This is a genomic window from Halomonas caseinilytica (assembly GCF_001662305.1).
GTDB lineage: Bacteria > Pseudomonadota > Gammaproteobacteria > Pseudomonadales > Halomonadaceae > Halomonas > Halomonas caseinilytica.
Genome location: NZ_BDEP01000008.1, coordinates 78,484 through 96,113 on the forward strand (window position 1 = coordinate 78,484; position 17,630 = coordinate 96,113).

The 17,630-nt window shown below is 62.8% G+C and carries 15 protein-coding genes; 10 read left to right on the forward strand and 5 right to left on the reverse strand.

What is annotated here, in order from left to right; all coding sequences use genetic code 11:
• Positions 1 to 4: 4 nt before the first annotated feature.
• Positions 5 to 529, reverse strand: a complete 525-nt coding sequence (gene uraD, locus A9O65_RS05855) for a 2-oxo-4-hydroxy-4-carboxy-5-ureidoimidazoline decarboxylase (RefSeq protein ID WP_064700032.1) — start codon at positions 527 to 529, stop codon at positions 5 to 7.
• Positions 530 to 727: 198 nt separating this feature from the next.
• Between uraD and uraH the strand changes: the two genes are divergently transcribed.
• The 3 genes from uraH (at position 728) to A9O65_RS05870 (ending at position 3,269) form a co-directional block, all read left to right on the forward strand.
• Positions 728 to 1,081 (forward strand): hydroxyisourate hydrolase, encoded by a 354-nt coding sequence (gene uraH / locus A9O65_RS05860; RefSeq protein WP_064700031.1) that lies wholly within the window; start codon positions 728 to 730, stop codon positions 1,079 to 1,081.
• 51 nt (positions 1,082 to 1,132) lie between these two features.
• A complete protein-coding gene (locus A9O65_RS05865; protein WP_064701598.1) occupies positions 1,133 to 2,404 on the forward strand; it encodes a urate hydroxylase PuuD in 1,272 nt (423 codons plus the stop codon).
• A gap of 124 nt (positions 2,405 to 2,528) precedes the next feature.
• Complete coding sequence (locus tag A9O65_RS05870; protein ID WP_064700029.1) at positions 2,529 to 3,269, forward strand: GntR family transcriptional regulator; 741 nt, start codon at positions 2,529 to 2,531, stop codon at positions 3,267 to 3,269.
• Positions 3,270 to 3,349: 80 nt separating this feature from the next.
• On the opposite strand, the gene A9O65_RS05875 is transcribed toward A9O65_RS05870, so the two are convergent.
• The 3 genes from A9O65_RS05875 to A9O65_RS05885 all read right to left on the reverse strand — a co-directional run bounded on the left by A9O65_RS05875 (position 3,350) and on the right by A9O65_RS05885 (position 7,112).
• Entirely contained in the window at positions 3,350 to 4,798 is a 1,449-nt protein-coding gene (locus A9O65_RS05875) for an NCS1 family nucleobase:cation symporter-1 (RefSeq protein WP_064701599.1), read from the reverse strand.
• Between the two features lie 72 nt (positions 4,799 to 4,870).
• Complete coding sequence (locus A9O65_RS05880) at positions 4,871 to 6,202, reverse strand: NCS1 family transporter (protein WP_137055286.1); 1,332 nt, start codon at positions 6,200 to 6,202, stop codon at positions 4,871 to 4,873.
• 169 nt (positions 6,203 to 6,371) lie between these two features.
• The gene (locus A9O65_RS05885; protein ID WP_064700026.1) at positions 6,372 to 7,112 is read right to left on the reverse strand and encodes an aspartate/glutamate racemase family protein; all 741 of its coding nucleotides are present in this window, start codon (positions 7,110 to 7,112) and stop codon (positions 6,372 to 6,374) included.
• A 595-nt stretch (positions 7,113 to 7,707) separates the two neighbouring features.
• Between A9O65_RS05885 and puuE the strand changes: the two genes are divergently transcribed.
• Positions 7,708 to 8,643 carry an allantoinase PuuE gene (puuE, locus tag A9O65_RS05890; RefSeq protein ID WP_064700025.1) on the forward strand — a complete coding sequence of 312 codons (936 nt, stop codon included), beginning with the start codon at positions 7,708 to 7,710 and terminating at the stop codon, positions 8,641 to 8,643.
• Positions 8,644 to 8,751: 108 nt separating this feature from the next.
• Here puuE and A9O65_RS05895 read toward each other — a convergent pair whose 3' ends face one another.
• Complete coding sequence (locus tag A9O65_RS05895; protein ID WP_254783134.1) at positions 8,752 to 10,119, reverse strand: YfcC family protein; 1,368 nt, start codon at positions 10,117 to 10,119, stop codon at positions 8,752 to 8,754.
• A gap of 316 nt (positions 10,120 to 10,435) precedes the next feature.
• Here A9O65_RS05895 and A9O65_RS05900 point away from each other — a divergent pair, with 316 nt between their 5' ends.
• From A9O65_RS05900 to A9O65_RS05925, 6 genes are all read left to right on the forward strand, one after another.
• On the forward strand, positions 10,436 to 10,972 hold the full coding sequence (locus tag A9O65_RS05900) for an ureidoglycolate lyase (RefSeq protein WP_064700023.1): 537 nt from the start codon (positions 10,436 to 10,438) through the stop codon (positions 10,970 to 10,972).
• On the forward strand, positions 10,969 to 11,820 hold the full coding sequence (locus tag A9O65_RS05905) for a bifunctional allantoicase/(S)-ureidoglycine aminohydrolase (RefSeq protein WP_064700022.1): 852 nt from the start codon (positions 10,969 to 10,971) through the stop codon (positions 11,818 to 11,820). The genes A9O65_RS05900 and A9O65_RS05905 overlap by 4 nt, the downstream gene beginning before the upstream one ends.
• A gap of 303 nt (positions 11,821 to 12,123) precedes the next feature.
• Positions 12,124 to 13,899 carry a glyoxylate carboligase gene (gene gcl, locus A9O65_RS05910; protein WP_064701601.1) on the forward strand — a complete coding sequence of 592 codons (1,776 nt, stop codon included), beginning with the start codon at positions 12,124 to 12,126 and terminating at the stop codon, positions 13,897 to 13,899.
• Positions 13,900 to 13,966: 67 nt separating this feature from the next.
• Complete coding sequence (hyi, locus tag A9O65_RS05915; RefSeq protein ID WP_064700020.1) at positions 13,967 to 14,743, forward strand: hydroxypyruvate isomerase; 777 nt, start codon at positions 13,967 to 13,969, stop codon at positions 14,741 to 14,743.
• 343 nt (positions 14,744 to 15,086) lie between these two features.
• On the forward strand, positions 15,087 to 15,974 hold the full coding sequence (locus A9O65_RS05920; RefSeq protein WP_064700019.1) for a 2-hydroxy-3-oxopropionate reductase: 888 nt from the start codon (positions 15,087 to 15,089) through the stop codon (positions 15,972 to 15,974).
• A gap of 291 nt (positions 15,975 to 16,265) precedes the next feature.
• The gene (locus A9O65_RS05925; protein ID WP_064701602.1) at positions 16,266 to 17,576 is read left to right on the forward strand and encodes a glycerate kinase type-2 family protein; all 1,311 of its coding nucleotides are present in this window, start codon (positions 16,266 to 16,268) and stop codon (positions 17,574 to 17,576) included.
• Positions 17,577 to 17,630 lie beyond the last annotated feature (54 nt).

The following is a 17,630-nucleotide window of genomic DNA, read 5'->3' on the forward strand; positions in this document are numbered from 1 at the left end:
ACCTTCAGGCGGCGCGGTCGCTGAGCCGGAAGGCGGCGATCCGGTTGATCTGTTCGATAGCGGTTCGGCGCTCCTCGGCGAGGTCGTTCTTCAGGCGCGTCTCGAATGCCTCCAGGATGGCATGGCGATCGCTGCCCTTGACGGCCATCACGAAGGGGAAGCCGAAACGGGCCTTGTAGGCTTCGTTCAGGCGTTCGAAGCGAGCCAGCTCCTCCGGTGTGCACTGGTCGAGGCCGGCGCCGGCCTGTTCCCGGGTGGAATCATCGGTGAGCTCGCCGGCGACCGCAGCCTTGCCGGCCAGGTCGGGATGGGCGCGAATCACTTCCAGCTGACGCTCGGCGTCGGCCGATGCCAGCACCTCGCCCATGGTCGCGGCGAGGCCTTCCGGCGTGTCCTGGGCAGCGCCCAGGCCACGCTCCCAGGCCAGTTCGGCCACCCAGGGCGAGTGCTCGTAGATGTCGCCATACTGATCGATGAAAGCGTCCCGATCCAGTGTGCTGGGACGGGGAGAGAGCAGCTTGTCACTCATGACGGGAGTCTCCTTGCGGTCGGGAATCAGGTTCGCGTTATGGTGCTCCGATAAACTGTATACAAAAAATGTTTTGAAATGTACCCTTATTGGTACTAAAAATGTCTTCAAGAGCAGCGTGCCTCTGAGCGCCGCCGTCGAGAGACGTGCGTCAGGCAGGCCAGGGTACGCCGGTTCCAACGACTGGAGGAGAAACACATGGGATACCTGACGACGCATGTGCTGGATACTGCCTCGGGGCTTCCGGGCAAGGGCATCCGTATCGAGGTCTATCGTCTCGAAGGCGGCGAGCGCACCCGGCTGACCGAGGTCGTGACCAACGATGACGGTCGTTGCGATTCGCCCATCCTGGAAGGCGAGGCCTTCGGTGTCGGCGAATACGAACTGGTCTTCCATGCCGGCGAGTATCTGGACCGGCAGGGCGTGGCCGGCGACGCGCCGCGCTTTCTGGACGTGATTCCGCTGCGCTTCGGGGTGGCCGATGCGTCCCAGCATTATCATGTGCCGCTGCTGCTGTCGCCTTACAGCTACTCCACCTATCGGGGAAGCTGAGGGAAGCGTTCACCAAGACAACAACCGCATAATTCCAACGAGGCCTGACCGATGGAAGCCTATTTTCTGGATTTCGCCAACCTCCTGTTGAGGTGGCTGCATGTGATCGCCGCCATTGCCTGGATCGGCGAATCGATCTATTTCGTGATGCTGGACAACAGCCTGCGCTCGCCCAAGGCCGACGAGGACAAGCAGAAGGGCGTGTTCGGCGAGATGTGGGCCGTGCACGGCGGCGGTTTCTACCATAACCAGAAGTACGCCAGCGCCCCGGCGAAGTTGCCCGAGGATCTGCACTGGTCATTCTGGAAATCGTATGCCACCTGGCTGTCGGGTTTCGCGCTGTTCGTGCTGCTGTACATGGCCAACCCGAGCTTCTATCTGGTCAATCCAGGCAGCGACTGGGAGTGGGCTGCCAACCTGAGCGGCTGGCAGGCCAATGTGGTGGCGCTGCTGTTCCTGCTCGGTGGCTGGGTGATCTACAACGAGCTGTGCAAGCGCATCAGCCCCAATATGGACCGCGATGGCATCCTGAGCCTCGCCGTGGCCGTGATGATGGTGGTGGTCGCCTACCTGAGCACCCAGATCTTCTCCGGTCGGGCGGCCTTCCTGTTGACCGGCGCGGTCATGGCCACCGCCATGTCGGCAAACGTCTTCTTCTGGATCATCCCCGGCCAGCGCCGCATGGTGAAGGCGATGAAGGCCGGCGAGACACCGAACCCGCTGGACGGCAAGCGCGGCAAGCAGCGCTCGGTGCACAACACCTACTTCACTCTGCCGGTGGTGTTGCTGATGATCAGCAACCACTACTCCTTCGCGTATTCCCATGACCTGGCCTGGGTGATCATGACGTTGTTCATCTTCGCCGGGGCCTTGATTCGCCAGTTCTTCGTGCTGATGCACGCCGGACAGATCAAGCCGGCCTATCCGGCTGCCGGCGTCGCCCTGATCCTGGTCGCGATATGGGTTGGCGCGCCGGCCAGCAGCGTCGACGACGAGGCCACGACCGCTTCCACCGAGACATCCAGCGCCGTGTCGGAGACCGAGGCGTCCGAATCGGCGGCGCAAGTGGCGGCATCCGACGGTGGGGCCGCGGGCCATGCCGAGCAGATCGTCATCGATCGCTGCGCCCAGTGTCATGCCGAAAGCCCGTCATACGATGGATTCTCGGCGCCGCCGGCCGGAGTGGTGCTGGAGACGCCCGAACAGGTGCTGCGCCAGGTCGATCAGATCAAGCAAGTGGTGGCCAATGGCTACATGCCGCTTGGCAACGTCACCCAGATGACGGACGAAGAGCGTACCGAGATCGCCAACTGGTCGCCCTGACCCGATCGCGATCCGGCAAGCCCGATCCCGCCGCCCGCCGATTTCGGCGGGCGGCGGTCGTGTCGACGACGGAAATGCGTATACAATAGTCGTCGTATCGGGTTTTCAGGGAGATGAGCGATCCATGAACCAGCGTCGGGCCGCAACCGAGCGCAAGGCCAACGAAAAGACGGGCCGTCCTGGCAAGAACGGGGATGGGCCCGAACGTCATGAGTCGATCTATCACGCCATCAGCGATGCCATCATCGAGCACCGTCTGAAACCCGGTGCCCGGCTGCGCGAGGATGCCTTGTCCGAGGTGTTCGGCGTCAGCCGCACCGGCATCCGCAAGATCCTGCAGCGCCTGGCCCTGGAGCAACTGGTGACGCTGACGCCACGCCGGGGCGCGAGTGTCACGCGGCCCACCGCCGATGAGGCCAAGGATGTCTTCGATGCCCGCCAGATGATCGAGTGCGGTCTGATGCCGGAGGTTGCCCGGCGCATGACGCCCGAAGCGGCCGAGGAGTTGCGTGACATGGCGCGTCGTGAACGCGAGGCGCTCAAGGGCGGCGAGCAGAGTACCGCCATCAAGCTCTCCGCCGCCTTCCACGGGCGCCTGGCGCGCCTGTCGGGCAATGCCACCCTGGCGGATTTCGTTGAACGCCTGTGCTCGCGTTCTTCCTTGATTCTTGCGGTCTATGGCAATGCCGGCCACCTGGGATGTGAATCCCACGATCACGAGGATCTGCTGAGCTTTCTCGAGCAAGGTAATGGCGAACGTGCCCAGGCGTTCATGAGCCGGCATCTCAAGGCCATCGAGGCGTCCCTCTCCATCCATGAGGAAGAAGAGGAAACGCCGGATCTGTATCGCATCTTCTCCGCCTGAACGGCGGTGATCCATTCTTGCTGGCTTTTTCTGCCGGCTTGCTTACCGTTTCTGCCGGCTTGCGCCCGCCTGGCTGTTCGTCAGGAGGCGGTGACGGGCAGGCGCTGTCCCCGCATCAGCAGGTAATGGAAGAGTCCGCCGAGGGCCGCGCCGATCAGCCAGGCATAGCCGCCCAGTGCCTCAAGCGCCGGTACCCAGGCCGACGACACGGAGAACAGCGCGGCCAGAGCGAAGGCGATCAGGGCGCGGTGGTTCCAGCCCTTGACGTAGTAATAGGCGCCATCCGGGTCGGCGGAGAAGATGTCCTGGATGTTCAAGCGCTGGCGCTTCAGCAGGTAGTAGTCGACCACGATGATGCCGTAGAAGGGGGCCACCACGGCACCGAGGGCGTTGACGAAACCGGCGACGCCGATCTTGCTGATGACGGCCATCCACAGAGCGCCGACGAAGAAGGCGATCACGGCGGTGATCAGGCCGCCGACGCGAAAGCTGATGCGGCGCGGAAAGAGGTTGGCCAGGTCATAGGCCGGCGGGATGAAGTTGGCGACGAGGTTGATGCCCACGGTGGCAGCGAAGAAGGTGATGGCGGCGACAATGGTCAACGGCAGTGAATCGACCCGGTCGATGATGTCCGACGGGTTGGTCAGCGTCTCGCCAAACAGTGCCAGGGTGCCGGCCGTGATGATCAGGGCAATGAAGGAAAAGAAGGCAACATTGAGTGGCAGACCCAGCAGGTTGCCGAGCTTCATCTCGCGCTCGCTCTTCACGAAGCGGGTGAAGTCGCCGAAGTTGATCACCACCGCGGCGAAGTAGGCGATCATGGTGCCGGTGATGGCCATGAAGGCGGTCAGGGCATTGCCTTCGTAGTCGCTGGCACCGCTGAAGATGGTGCTCACTGCCGGCAGGAGATCGCTGCCTGCCTTGAACCAGACGATGAGCATCAGCGCGACCATCACCACGTAGACCAGCGGTCCCGCCCAGTTGAGGAAGTGCTTGATACGCTCGATGCCTTGCCAGAACAGGGCGATCTGGAAGCACCAGACGATCACGAAGGAAAGCCAGTCCAGCGCCGTCATGCCGAGCCACTGGCCGCCGGGGTCGCCGAACAGCGAGGTGAGCAGCAGCGAGACGGCGGTGGACGCGAAATAGGTCTGCACGCCATACCAGAAGATACCGATGATGGCCCGCAGCATGGCCGGGAAGTTGGCGCCGTGGACGCCCATGCTGGCGCGGATCATCACCGGAAAGGGAATGCCGTACTTGACGCTCGGCTTGCCGGTCAGGTTGACCAGTACCATCACCACGAAGCCGGCGAGCACGATGGCTGCCATGACCGCCCAGCCATTGAGGCCATAGGAAATGAACAGCGACGCGGCCAGTGTGTAGCCGAACAGGCTCTGGATGTCGTTCGACCAGACATTGAAGATCTCGAACCAGCCCCAGGTGCGTCGCTCCGACTTGATCGGTGCGAGATCGTCGTTGTACAGGCGTGGGTCGTGGTGCTGGATGTCCAGTTCTTGGTCCGTCATGAAGCGTTGCCTTCTGGTCTTGTTGGCAGACGAAGGCCCTCCCCGGCGGGAGGGCCATCACGTGGGAACGGTTCAGTCGCGAAAGCGTTGGCAAGGTGCCCAGTAACGCATCAACAGATAATAGGTCAGGCCCGCCGGGATCAGGCTGGCGTACCAGGACACGGTGGAAATGCTGAAGGCGGCGATCACGCCTACCGCTGTGGCCACCAGGGCGGCAACGTTGACGCCGCGGTAGGGGCCGTTCTCGTCGTACAGCTTGCCGAGATCCAGGGTGCGGCGGCGAATCAGGTAATAGTCCACCACCAGCACCGCGAAGATCGGGCCGAGGAAGGCCGAGTAGGTCTGCACGAACATCTGCAGGCCAGCGGCGGACTCATCCTTGACCAGCTCCCAGGGGAAAGTGGCGAAGGCCAGCAGCCCCACGATCACGGTGGCGGTGCGGAATTTCAGCTTGAAGGCATCCATCAGTACATAGGTCGGCGGCACCACATTGTTGAGCACATTGGTGGTGACCTGGGCGAAGGCGATGAACAACAGGGTGGTCATCAGCAGGGGCGTGTTGTCCACGGCATTGGCAAAGACCTTGACCGGATCCGCCACGCCGGTTGCCTCGGACACCATGTAGCCGATCAGTCCCATGAACAGCGTGCAGGGCAGGATCGACATGGCGTAGATCGTGGTCAGCAGGCCCGGCCCGGTGCCTTCCTTGTGCTCGCGTGAGTAGTCGCTGACATTGAGCATCATGGTGCTGTAGATGCCCAGGAACAGCATGGTCGCGCCCCAGAACGGCAAGCCCCAGGAGCCTTCCATGGTCAGCATGCTGGCAGAAAGCTCGTCACCGTAGCGCTGCACCGTGCTGTAGAACATGTAGACCAGCGAACAGAGAATGAAGGCGCTGCCGATGTTTTCCAGCCACTTGATGCCCTGGAAGCCCAGCACCGACAGGGCGATCTGCAGCAACTGGAAGGTGATGAAGAAGAAGACCAGGTTGTCGAAACCGAACAGGGTCGCCGAGACCATGTTCAGGGCGCCGGCGCCGATCCAGCTCTGGAAACCGTACCAGACGATGGCGGGCACGGCGCGCACCAGCCCCGGCAGTCGGGTGCCGGAGAAGCCGAAGGCACTGCGTGCCTGGACCATGAAGGGAATACCGTACTTGTAGCCGGGAGCCCCGTTCAGGGCCAGGGCCAGGCCGATCACGAAGCAGCCGATGGCGATGGCCAGGGTCGCCTGGATGAGGTTGAGACTGCCGACGACGCTGGAGCCCATGGTGAAGGTGCCGATCGACACGCAGCCGCCGAACCAGGCCAGCAGGTAGGAGGTGCGCCCCATGATGCGCGTCTGCTGGGGCGCCAGGGATTCGTTGCCCGCCGCCTTGGTGCCCGATTCGGGAGCGGGGGGCATCGCGGGATCGGTAGCGGTCTTGGCGCCATTCGGGGCGCCCGAGGGGGAAGGTGCCATGGTGGTGTCCTCGCAAGTGATTCGATGATTGTCGTTGTTGCCGATTTCCGCGGGGAAACCGGTGAGGCTTGCGGTGTGTGGCCTGATGCGATGTCAGGCGGGGTTGGCGTGTTTATTCGGTGGAGCCGGACAGATGCTCGAAGCGACCGACGAATGTCTTGGGCCGGGGGAAGGCAAGGTCGCCATGCTTGCTGGTGCCGAGGCCTAGTCCGACGAGTGCCTCGGCCAGCTTGACCGCGGCGGTCACGCCTTCGACGACCGGCAAGCCGACCGCATTGGCGATTTCGTCGGTGAGGTCGGCCATGCCGCCGCAACCCAGCACGATGGCGCCGACGCCATCCTCGTCGCGTGCGCGTCGGCATTCTTCGATGATGCGAGCCAGGGCGGCGTCGCTATCGCTCTCGAGGTCGAGCACGGGGATCTCGGCGGCGCGCACCCGGCGGCAGTGATGACGGAAGCCGTATTGATCGAGCAGGTGTTCGGCGATGATGCCGGTGCGTCCCAGAGTGGTGACGACCGAGAAGCGCGTGCTGATCAAGGACGCCATGTGAAAGGCGGCCTCGGCAATGCCGATCACTGGTGCGCGGGTCACTTCTCGTGCTGCCAGTAGTCCGGGATCGCCGAAGCAGGCAATGACATGGGCATCCGCGCCCTCCCGGTCGCCGGCTGCCACTTCCTCCAGCACACCCACGGCACTGATGGCCTCATCGAAATGGCTCTCGATGGAAACCGGGCCATGTGCCGGCTGGGTCGCCATGATGTGGGTATCTGCCGCGGCAATACGCCGTGCTGCGGCAGCAATGGTGTCGGTCATGCTACGGGTGGTGTTGGGGTTGATGACATTGAGGCGCATGTCGGCTCCCGGAAGGTTGTTTTTGTGAACAAAGTTTAAAGGTGTTGTACACAAAATAGGATTGAATGGTGCCCGAAGCAAGGAGTTTTTTGCACTTGGAGGAGAGCGGGTTTTCGTCTATTAAACAATAGGTTATTGGAAGCATGCGAATGATTTTATACGGATCATTGTGTGCACAATAAATGTGTTCAATATTTCGGATTAATGTGGTCTAGATTGTGTGTTTTTCTGCATACTGTTTTGCGAGCTGTATGTCTGGCTTCCCCCACGAGCAGGACCGTGAGCGAATAAGCGCTGGGTCATGAACGAGGGAGAAAGGCGTAATCAGGAACGATAACGGCGTTCGGATCATTGGGGTTGATTTTTTGTATACAAGAGTGGAGCCTGAAGAGGCCCCTGCTGACAGGGCAAAAGACCTGCACTCGGTATGCGGCCGGAGGTGGTGACCGGGAGGAGGGGCTTGCAACCATGATGAGTACACACTAGTATTTTATTGTATACATTTAGTGTCGCTCAGAATGCGGCTGCCATGCGCCGAGGCCGATGACGACAGGCCGCAACACGAGCGTCGCGAGAACAAGAAGGAAGCTTCGTCATGACATCATCGACTCGACGTGACTATCCGCGGGACCTGATCGGTTATGGGCGTACGCCGCCCCAGGCCGATTGGCCGGGCCGAGCGCGCATCGCCGTCCAGTTCGTGCTCAACTACGAGGAAGGCGGTGAGAACTGCGTGCTGCACGGCGACAGTGGGTCGGAGCAGTTCCTGTCCGAGATCATCGGTGCCGAATCCTATCCGGATCGTCACTTGAGCATGGAATCGATCTACGAGTACGGCTCCCGAGCGGGCGTCTGGCGAGTGCTTCGCGAGTTCGAACGTCGCGGCCTGCCGCTGACCGTCTTTGGTGTGGCCATGGCCCTGGAACGCAATCCGGAAGTGGCGCAGGCCTTCAAGGAGCTGGGACACGAGATCGCCTGTCACGGCTATCGCTGGATCCACTACCAGAAAGTGCCCGAGCATATCGAGCGCGAGCACATGCGCCGCGCCATCGAGATCTTCCAGTCACTGTATGGCGAGACGCCGCTGGGCTGGTATACCGGGCGCGACAGCCCCAATACCCGGCGCCTGGTGCTCGACGAGGGGAGCTTCCTCTACGACAGCGACTATTATGGTGACGACCTGCCATTCTGGACGCGTGAGGCCGACAGCCAGGGCCGTGAACACGACCATCTGGTGGTGCCCTATACCCTGGACAGCAACGACATGCGCTTCGCTGCTCCCCAGGGATTCAATACTGCCGACCATTTCTTCACCTACCTGCGTGATGCCTTCGATGTCCTCTACGCCGAGGGCGAGGAAACGCCGAAGATGCTGTCGGTGGGGCTGCATTGCCGTCTGATTGGCCGGCCGGGCCGGTTCCGTGCCCTGCAGCGCTTTCTCGATCACATCGAGGCCCACGACCGCGTCTGGGTCACGCGCCGCGTGGATATCGCCCGGCACTGGGCCGAGCGACATCCGGTAGGCCAGTAGGCCATCGTGCGATGCCCCGGCCCCATGGTGACAAGTGTCGCAGCGGCCGAGGCGTGGCGGCTGGGCGGCGATATCAGGCGGGGAGGTGTCGATCAGCTTCCTGAGTGCCTAGCCGGTCCACTGGATGGCCTGGGCGAAGGCCAGAAGGCAAAGCGAGATCAACACCCAAGTGCAGAACAGCGGGAAGAAGAACTTGACCCACTTCTGCCAGGGGACGCCAGCCAAGGCCAGGGTCGCCATGAAGTAGCCGGATGTGGGGTAGAGGATGTTGCCGATTCCGTCGCCGAGTTGATAGGCGAGTACAGCGGTCTGTCGAGTGACGCCGATGAGGTCGGCCAGGGGCGCCATGATCGGCATGGTCACCAGGGCCTGGCCGCTGCCGGACGGTACCACGAAGTTGAAGCCGAGCTGGGCGAAGTACATGCCGATGGCCGAGAGCAGACCGGGCAGTTCGCCGACCAGGTTGCCCAGCCCGTGGACCAGCGTGTCCATGATCTGGCCATCCTCGAGTACCACGGCGACGCCCCGGGCGATACCGGCGATCATGGCGCCCACCAGGACGTCCCGGAATCCCTGGTTGAACCCCTCGCAGATTTCGTCGCCATTCAGGCCGGCGATCAGGCCAACGACGATCCCCATGACGATGAAAAGGCCGGCCATTTCCATCATGAACCAGCCTTGCGCGAGTACGCCGTATACCAGCAGGGCGAAGAAGCCGAAGGCGGCCAGGGCGGCGAGCTTCTGGCGAGCATTGGCGACCAGGGCCCCTTCGTCGGTGGCATGCTGATAAGAGGCGCGCTTTTCGGCTTCGGTATCATCGTCGGCCATCAGGCTCAGCGAAGGATCGTTGTGGACCTTGCGCGCGTAGCGCATGACGAAAAATATACCGACGCACAACACGATGACGAAGGTGGCGGCGCGCAGGGCGAAGCCCGAATAGAGCGGCAGGCCGGCGAGCTGTTGCCCGAGCCTCGTGTTGATGGGGTTGAGCACGCCGGTGGTGAAGCCGGCCGTCGTGGCGCAGAGCGCGACGGCAGCGGCGGTCACCGAGTCGAAGCGCAGGGCGATCATCAACGGCAGGATGACCGGAACATAGACCAGCGACAGTTCCTGGGTGCCGATCAGCGTGGCCACCACGGCAAAGGTGGTCATGAGTACCGGAATCATCAGCAAGCTTCGATTGGCGAATCGGCGGCTCAGTTTGTCGACGCCGATCTCGATGATGCCGGTGCGTCTCAACACCATGAACATGCCGCCGATCATGAAGGTGAAGAAGACGACCTGGCCGGCGCTCATCAACCCATTGGGAATCGCCAGCATGAAGTCGACCGGCCCGACAGGACTCGATTCGACGTACTGGAAGGATGTCGCGTCGATGGTGGTACGACCGTCCGGCCCGGGGATGCGCTCGTAGGTGCCTGCCGGCACGAAGTACGTGGCGATCGAGGCAAGAGCGATGAAAACGAAAAGAATCACATAGATATGGGGTATCTGAAACGAGCGCTTATGGGTTTTTCGGGAGGCTCGAAGATCAGTGGTCTGAGGCTGTTGGGACATGCAGTACCTCGGATTGTTGTTGGGGGGTGGCACGAGTGCGCCGATGGAAGAAGCGAGGGAGGGTGGCCCATGGCTTCTCCGCTGTTGCCAGCCATCCGATTGAAGCTTAATCTGGAAAGGATTTCCATATTTTTTGAATCATGCCGCTGCCAAGGATCGAGGGCGGACCGGTTCTTGGTCCGCGGGGAGGGCGGCGATGGCCGAGAGGTGGCCCATCTCTCATGCAGGAGGTTATATGCTTGAACTCGAGGCGCGCCCGCTCACTCCAGAAGCGTTCGCTCCCTTCGGCGAGGTGATCGACACGCGTATCGCCGATTACTTTCATATCAATGCCGGCCGAACCCGGCGTTACCACGATCTGGCGCGGGTCGAGACGCTGGGCGAAAAGGCGAGGGCGCTGATCAGCATCTTCGTCAGCCAGCCCGTCGAGGTGCCGCTGACGCTGGACTTCCTCGAACGCCATCCTCAGGGCAGCCAGGCCTTCGTGCCCATGCACGAGGAGCGCTTCCTGGTGGTGGTAGCACCGCCCGGCGAGCGGATTGATCCGGAGAGCGTGCGCGCCTTCGTTACCGATGGGCGCCAGGGAGTCAACTACCGTGCCGGCACCTGGCATGCCATCCAGTCCGTCCTGGAGCGTGAGGGCGAATTCCTGGTGGTGGATCGCGGTGGCGAGGGCAACAACTGCGACGAGTATCCCATCGATATCCGGGTGACTCTGCCCGGGCATGAGGCCGTCGCGTCGTCAGACACTGAATTCGAGGAGAGGCAATGAGCCAGCGTCCCACGACCCAGAGACCATACTACGCTCCCCACGGCGGCCATCCTGGACAGAAGGTCATGACCACCGACCGGGCCATGTTCACCGAGGCCTTCGCGGTGATTCCCAGGGGAGTCTATCGCGATATCGTCACCAGCAAGTTGCCCCATTGGGAGAATACGCGGCTGTGGATCTTGTCTCGGCCGCTCTCCGGCTTCGCGGAAACCTTCTCCCAGTACATCATGGAGGTCTCGCCGGGCGGTGGCAGTGAGCGGCCCGAGTCTGATCCGGGGGCCGAGGGCGTGCTGTTCGTGGTGGAGGGCGAGCTGGTGCTGACGCTGGGTGGCGAGCGGCATCGCATGGTGCCGGGCGGTTATGCCTTCATTCCGCCAGGCAGCGACTGGCAGTTGCGCAACGAAGCCGATGAACCGGTGCGTTTTCACTGGATTCGCAAGGCCTATGAGTTTGTCGACGGCATCGACGTTCCCGAGCCCATCGTGGTCAACGAGAACGATATCGAGCCGACGGTCATGCCGGATTGCAACGAGGTCTGGGCCACCACGCGCTTCGTCGACCCGGACGACATGCGCCACGACATGCACGTGACCATCGTGACCTTCCAGCCGGGCGGGGTGATTCCCTTCGACGAGACTCACGTCATGGAGCACGGTCTCTACGTACTCGAGGGCAAGGCGGTCTACCACCTCAACCAGCAGTGGGTGGAGGTCGAGGCGGGGGACTACATGTGGCTGCGTGCCTTCTGCCCACAGGCCTGCTATGCCGGAGGCCCTGGCCCCTTCCGCTACCTGCTCTACAAGGACGTCAACCGGCACATGGCGCTGCCTTACAGCAAGCGTCGCTGAACACCTCTCCTCCGTCGCACCATGCCAGCCCGCCCGGCCCTTCGCCGGGCGGGCTTTTGTATGTATCCAGAACGGGATCATCGAGTGTCCGCAGCCGGTTGAAGAAGACGTTGCGCTGTGTATGGCGCCTTCTTCCATGATTTTTCGGGATAATTTTCCATTTTTAGCAACCTATTGAAATTCGGGCGATGAATTTACTGGAAATATTTTTCATGAAGTGTTGACGGCTCCCGGCGAGTGCGCCTAGTCTCTGTATACAGAAATTATTTCCAAAGAATAAAACCCGACACCGGAGGAATCGTCATGGCTCGCATGACCGCTGCGGAAGCTGCCGTTCACGTGCTCAAGAAAGAGGGGGTCGATGTTGCCTTCGGCCTGCCTGGCGCTGCCATCAACCCTTTCTATGCCGCGATGCGCAATGTCGGCGGTGTGGATCACGTCCTGGCGCGCCACGTTGAGGGTGCCTCGCACATGGCCGAAGGCTATACGCGCACCCAGCCGGGTAATGTCGGGGTGTGCATCGGTACCTCCGGGCCCGCCGGCACGGACATGATCACCGGCCTGTATTCGGCTTCTGCCGATTCCATCCCGATCCTGTGCATCACCGGTCAGGCGCCGGCGAACAAGCTGCACAAGGAGGATTTCCAGGCGGTCGACATCAAGGCCATCGCCGGTCCGGTCACCAAGTGGGCCATCACCGTGCTGGAGCCGGCCCAGGTACCCCGTGCCTTTCAGCAGGCTTTCCAGATCATGCGCAGCTCGCGCCCGGGGCCGGTGCTGATCGATCTGCCGATCGACGTGCAGATGACCGAGATCGAGTTCGATCCGGATACCTACGAATCGCTGCCGGCTTACAAGCCGAGTGCCTCTCGCGCGCAGATCGAGAAGGCCATGGGCATGCTCAACGAAGCCGACAAGCCGTTGCTGGTGGCCGGCGGCGGCATCATCAATGCCGATGCCAGCGAGCTGCTCACCGAGTTCGCCGAGCTGACCGGTGTGCCGGTGATCCCGACGCTGATGGGATGGGGCACCATCCCCGACGACCATCCGCTGATGGCGGGTATGGTCGGTCTGCAGACGTCGCATCGTTATGGCAACGCGACCATGCTGGCCTCTGACTTCGTCATGGGGATCGGCAACCGCTGGGCAAATCGCCACACCGGTGCGCTGGATTCCTACACCGAGGGGCGCAAGTTCGTCCATGTGGATATCGAGCCGACCCAGATCGGGCGTATCTTCGGACCGGACTACGGCATCGTCTCCGACGCCAAGGCGGCGCTTGAGCTGTGCGTCGAGGTGGCCCGCGAGTGGCAAGCCGAAGGCAAGCTCAAGGATCGCAGTGCCTGGGCCGAGGAATGCCAGGAGCGCAAGCGAACCCTGCTGCGCAAGACTCACTTCGACAACGTGCCGGTCAAGCCCCAGCGCGTCTACGAGGAGATGAACAAGGCCTTCGGCAAGAATACCCGCTACGTCAGCACCATCGGGCTGTCGCAGATCGCCGGGGCCCAGTTCCTGCACGTCTACAAGCCGCGCCACTGGATCAACTGCGGCCAGGCGGGGCCGCTGGGCTGGACGATCCCGGCCGCGCTCGGGGTGCGACGTGCCGATCCGGATACCGAGATCGTCGCGCTGTCGGGCGACTATGACTTCCAGTTCATGGTCGAGGAACTGGCGGTGGGGGCGCAGTTCAACCTGCCCTACCTCCACGTGCTGGTGAACAATTCCTACCTGGGGCTGATTCGTCAGGCCCAGCGCGGCTTCGACATGGACTATCAGGTGCAGTTGTCGTTCGAGAACATCAATTGCCCGGAAATCAACGGCTACGGCGTGGACCATGTCTCCGTGGTGGAGGGCCTGGGGTGCAAGGCACTGCGCGTTACCGATCCTGAGCGGATCGGCGAGGCCTTCGCCGAGGCTCGCGAGCTGATGAAGCAGCATCGCGTGCCGGTGGTGGTCGAGATCATCCTCGAGCGGGTGACCAACATCTCCATGGGCACCGATCTCAAGGGGATCAACGAGTTCGAGGACCTGGCCGAGAACCAGGAAGATGCGCCGACCTCCATCGCCTCTCTGACCTGAGGCATTCAGAAAGCGCAAGGGGCGCCGGGGAAGCCCCGCAAAACCAACGACCCAGAAGGAGTACAAGATGCCCAAGTTTGCCGCCAACCTCAGCATGTTGTTCACCGAGGTGGACTTCCTCGATCGCTTCGAGGCCGCCGCCAAGGCGGGTTTCAAGGGGGTCGAATACCTCTTTCCCTACGATTTCGAGGCCGACGAGATCAAGCAGCGCCTCGATGACAATGGCCTGACCCAGGTGCTGTTCAATCTGCCGGCCGGCGACTGGGGCGCCGGCGAGCGCGGCATCGCCTGTCATCCGGACCGTGTCGAGGAATTCCGTGCCGGCGTCGACCAGGCGATCGAGTACGCCAAGGTGCTGGGCAACACCCAGGTCAACTGCCTGGCCGGCATTCAGCCCGAAGGCGTCAGCGACGACGAGGCGCGCAAGACCCTGGTGGACAACCTGCGCTTTGCCGCCGAGAAGCTCGAGGCCGCCGGCATCCTGTTGATTGCCGAGCCGATCAACACCCGCGACATCCCGGGATTCTTCCTCAACCGCACCGAGCAGGCGCTGGCAGTCTTCGACGAGGTGGGCAGTGGCAACCTCAAGCTGCAGTACGACATCTACCATATGCAGATCATGGAAGGCGACCTGGCGCCGACCATCGAGAAGCACTTTGCCCGCATCGCTCACGTGCAGCTCGCCGACAACCCCGGTCGTCACGAGCCGGGCACCGGCGAGATCAACTATCCCTTCCTGTTCGGTCATCTCGATCGCCTGGGTTATGACGGCTGGATCGGCTGTGAGTACAAGCCGGCCGGGTCTACGCAGGAAGGGCTGGGCTGGCTGGATGGCGTGCGCTGAAACGTGACTGCGCTCGGCATCTCGATCGCCGGCGGTGCTCGGAGTCCTCATGTACTGACACGTACATTCCGGCTCCTCCGCTCCGGCGGCGACCGACCTGCCATCGCTCGTCATACGTTTCGAGACATGGACATTGAAAATTAAAGACTTAAAGAGCTCGTTTTCCGGATGCCATCGCTGATGGGCACCGGGGACAAGGCGGCGCGAGGGTCATCCGCCATGGATGGCGGATGTGGCGCCCAGGGAAGGGGGCACAGCGCCCTCGCGAAGGCTTGTCGCCGGTTAACCCTTCCAACCTCAGCATGGTCGTGAGAGGGGCTCGTATTCCGCAAGGAGAACTATCATGAGCAAGATCGGTTTTATTGGCCTTGGCATCATGGGGCGTCCCATGGCGGGCCACCTGCTGGACGCCGGCCATGAGCTGACCACCGTCAAGCGCGGCAGCCTGGACGAGACCCTGGCCTCCAAGGGGATGAAGGAACTCGACACTCCCAAGGCGGTCGCCGAAGGCGCCGAGGTCGTCATCACCATGGTGCCGGACACACCTGACGTCGAAGAGGTGCTGTTCGGTGAAGGCGGCGTCATCGAAGGACTCAAGCCCGGCACCTTGGTGATCGACATGAGTTCCATCGCGCCGCTGGCCACCCAGGAGTTTGCCAAGCGCATCCACGAGGCTGGCGGCGAGTATGTGGACGCTCCGGTGTCCGGTGGTGAAGGCGGGGCGATCAATGCCGCCCTGACCATCATGGTCGGTGCCACCCAGGAAGGTTTCGAGCGCGCCAACCCGCTGCTCGAGATCATGGGCAAGACCATCACCCACATTGGTGGGCACGGTGCCGGCCAGACCTGCAAGGTGGCCAACCAGATCGTCGTGGCGCTGACCATCGAGGCGGTGTCCGAGGGGCTGCTGTTCGCCTCCAAGGCAGGGGCCGACGTGTCCAAGGTGCGCGAATCGCTGCTCGGTGGCCTGGCCCAGTCGAAGATCCTCGACGTGCATGGCCAGCGGATGATCGACCGCACCTTCGATCCCGGCTTCAAGATCAAGCTGCACCAGAAGGATCTCAACCTGGCATTGGAAGGGGCTCGCAGCCTCGACCTGGCACTGCCCGGCACTGCCAATGCCCAGCAACTGTTCCAGGCCTGCGTGGCGAACGGCGGCGCCGACTGGGACCATGCCGGCATTCTGCGTGCCCTCGAACGGCTCGCTGACCATGAAGTCGGCAGCCGCTGAGTCCTTCCCGTCGGTCGTCGTGGCGACCGGCGGGGGACAGGGGAGGTGACTGCTCCCTAATGGCAGGCGTCGGGTCGTCGTCTGCCAGGCCGTTCCACGGCCATTGCCCGGTGACGGACTTCCCCTGAAGCACCCCTCGTCACCGGGCCCTTTTTTTGGGACGTCCTGCATAAATCCCGGTGTAACTTCCGTCCCCGCATGTTAACCCTGAGCATCTGCGAGCGGAGCGATTGCGATGGGATGGCGCTCGCCGATTTATGCAGCACTTTCCTGCGTGAAGGAGACCCTCTGATGAATGCCCTTTCCCCGCTGTTTTCCTCCGACCGACCTGACACCATGCGCCACTGGCTGACGCGTCTCGGCGAGACGGCCGTGACGGCCGTGCACCCGGACTCTCTGTTGCCCGACAGGCTGCCGACACCGCCGGCCGGCCGCACGCTGGTGGTGGGGGCCGGCAAGGCCGCCGCTGCCATGGCCGCGGCCCTGGAGCGTGCCTGGCAGGCGCGTTACCCCGATGCGCCCCTCGAAGGGCTGGTGGTGACCCGCTATGGGCATGGTGCCGAGTGCCGCGACATCGAGGTGCTCGAGGCATCCCACCCGATGCCCGATGACCTGAGCGAACGTGCCGCCCGTCGCATGCTCGAGTCTGTCGAGGGGCTCGGTGAGGATGACCTGGTGATCGCCCTGATCTCCGGTGGCGGCTCGGCGCTGATGACACTGCCGGCGCCCGGTGTCGGCCTGGACGAGAAGCAGGCCCTCAACAAGGCCCTGTTGCGCTGCGGTGCACCGATTCGCGAGATCAACACGGTGCGCCGACACCTGTCCGCCATCAAGGGCGGACGCCTGGCTGCCGCCGCGCATCCGGCGCGGGTGCTGACCTGGCTCATCTCGGACGTGCCCGGCGACGAGGCTTCGTTGATCGCCTCCGGCCCGACCCTGCCGGATGCCACCACGCCGGCCGATGCCCTGGCGATTCTCGAGCGACACGGCATCGAGATATCGCCGGGCGTGCGTCGGCATCTGGAAAGCCGTGGCGAGGCGCCGCGCGTCGGTGATGATGCCTTTTCACGGGACGAGAGCGAGATCCTGGCCCGGGCCCGGGATGCCCTGGATGCCGCCCGGACAGCCGCCGAGGCTGAAGGCATCGACGTGCGTCTGCTGGGCGACGATCTGGAAGGAGAGGCGCGTGAACTCGGGCGCGCCCAGGGACGGATGGCGCTGGCCGCCCAGGACGGCCTGTCCCGCCCGCTGCTGATCCTGTCCGGCGGCGAGACCAGCGTGACCGTCCGTGGCGATGGGCGTGGCGGGCGCAATGTCGAGTACCTTCTGGGGCTCTTCTCGACCCTCAAGGGGGCCGCCGGCATCCATGCCCTGGCCATCGATACCGATGGCATCGATGGCTCCGAAGACAACGCCGGTGCCATCTTCGGGCCCTCCTGCTGGGAGCGCATGCGTGAACTCGGGCTTGATCCCGACGACTATCTGTCACGTAATGACGCCTATACTTTCTTTGATGCGCTGGATGACCTGATCGTGACCGGTCCGACGCGCACCAACGTCAACGACTTTCGTGCCATTCTGGTATTGCCGAGGACTTCATGACGCTGCCTCCCCATGCTCCGATCCACGAGCCGATTCGCCGCACCAAGATCGTCG

What these genes read in the sequence shown, in the direction of transcription:
- uraD (WP_064700032.1), bottom strand. Translation starts at nt 529, where the DNA reads ATGAGTGACAAGCTGCTCTCTCCCCGTCCCAGCACACTGGATCGGGAC.
- uraH (WP_064700031.1), top strand. Translation starts at nt 728, where the DNA reads ATGGGATACCTGACGACGCATGTGCTGGATACTGCCTCGGGGCTTCCG.
- A9O65_RS05865 (WP_064701598.1), top strand. Translation starts at nt 1,133, where the DNA reads ATGGAAGCCTATTTTCTGGATTTCGCCAACCTCCTGTTGAGGTGGCTG.
- A9O65_RS05870 (WP_064700029.1), top strand. Translation starts at nt 2,529, where the DNA reads ATGAACCAGCGTCGGGCCGCAACCGAGCGCAAGGCCAACGAAAAGACG.
- A9O65_RS05875 (WP_064701599.1), bottom strand. Translation starts at nt 4,798, where the DNA reads ATGACGGACCAAGAACTGGACATCCAGCACCACGACCCACGCCTGTAC.
- A9O65_RS05880 (WP_137055286.1), bottom strand. Translation starts at nt 6,202, where the DNA reads ATGCCCCCCGCTCCCGAATCGGGCACCAAGGCGGCGGGCAACGAATCC.
- A9O65_RS05885 (WP_064700026.1), bottom strand. Translation starts at nt 7,112, where the DNA reads ATGCGCCTCAATGTCATCAACCCCAACACCACCCGTAGCATGACCGAC.
- puuE (WP_064700025.1), top strand. Translation starts at nt 7,708, where the DNA reads ATGACATCATCGACTCGACGTGACTATCCGCGGGACCTGATCGGTTAT.
- A9O65_RS05900 (WP_064700023.1), top strand. Translation starts at nt 10,436, where the DNA reads ATGCTTGAACTCGAGGCGCGCCCGCTCACTCCAGAAGCGTTCGCTCCC.
- A9O65_RS05905 (WP_064700022.1), top strand. Translation starts at nt 10,969, where the DNA reads ATGAGCCAGCGTCCCACGACCCAGAGACCATACTACGCTCCCCACGGC.
- gcl (WP_064701601.1), top strand. Translation starts at nt 12,124, where the DNA reads ATGGCTCGCATGACCGCTGCGGAAGCTGCCGTTCACGTGCTCAAGAAA.
- hyi (WP_064700020.1), top strand. Translation starts at nt 13,967, where the DNA reads ATGCCCAAGTTTGCCGCCAACCTCAGCATGTTGTTCACCGAGGTGGAC.
- A9O65_RS05920 (WP_064700019.1), top strand. Translation starts at nt 15,087, where the DNA reads ATGAGCAAGATCGGTTTTATTGGCCTTGGCATCATGGGGCGTCCCATG.
- A9O65_RS05925 (WP_064701602.1), top strand. Translation starts at nt 16,266, where the DNA reads ATGAATGCCCTTTCCCCGCTGTTTTCCTCCGACCGACCTGACACCATG.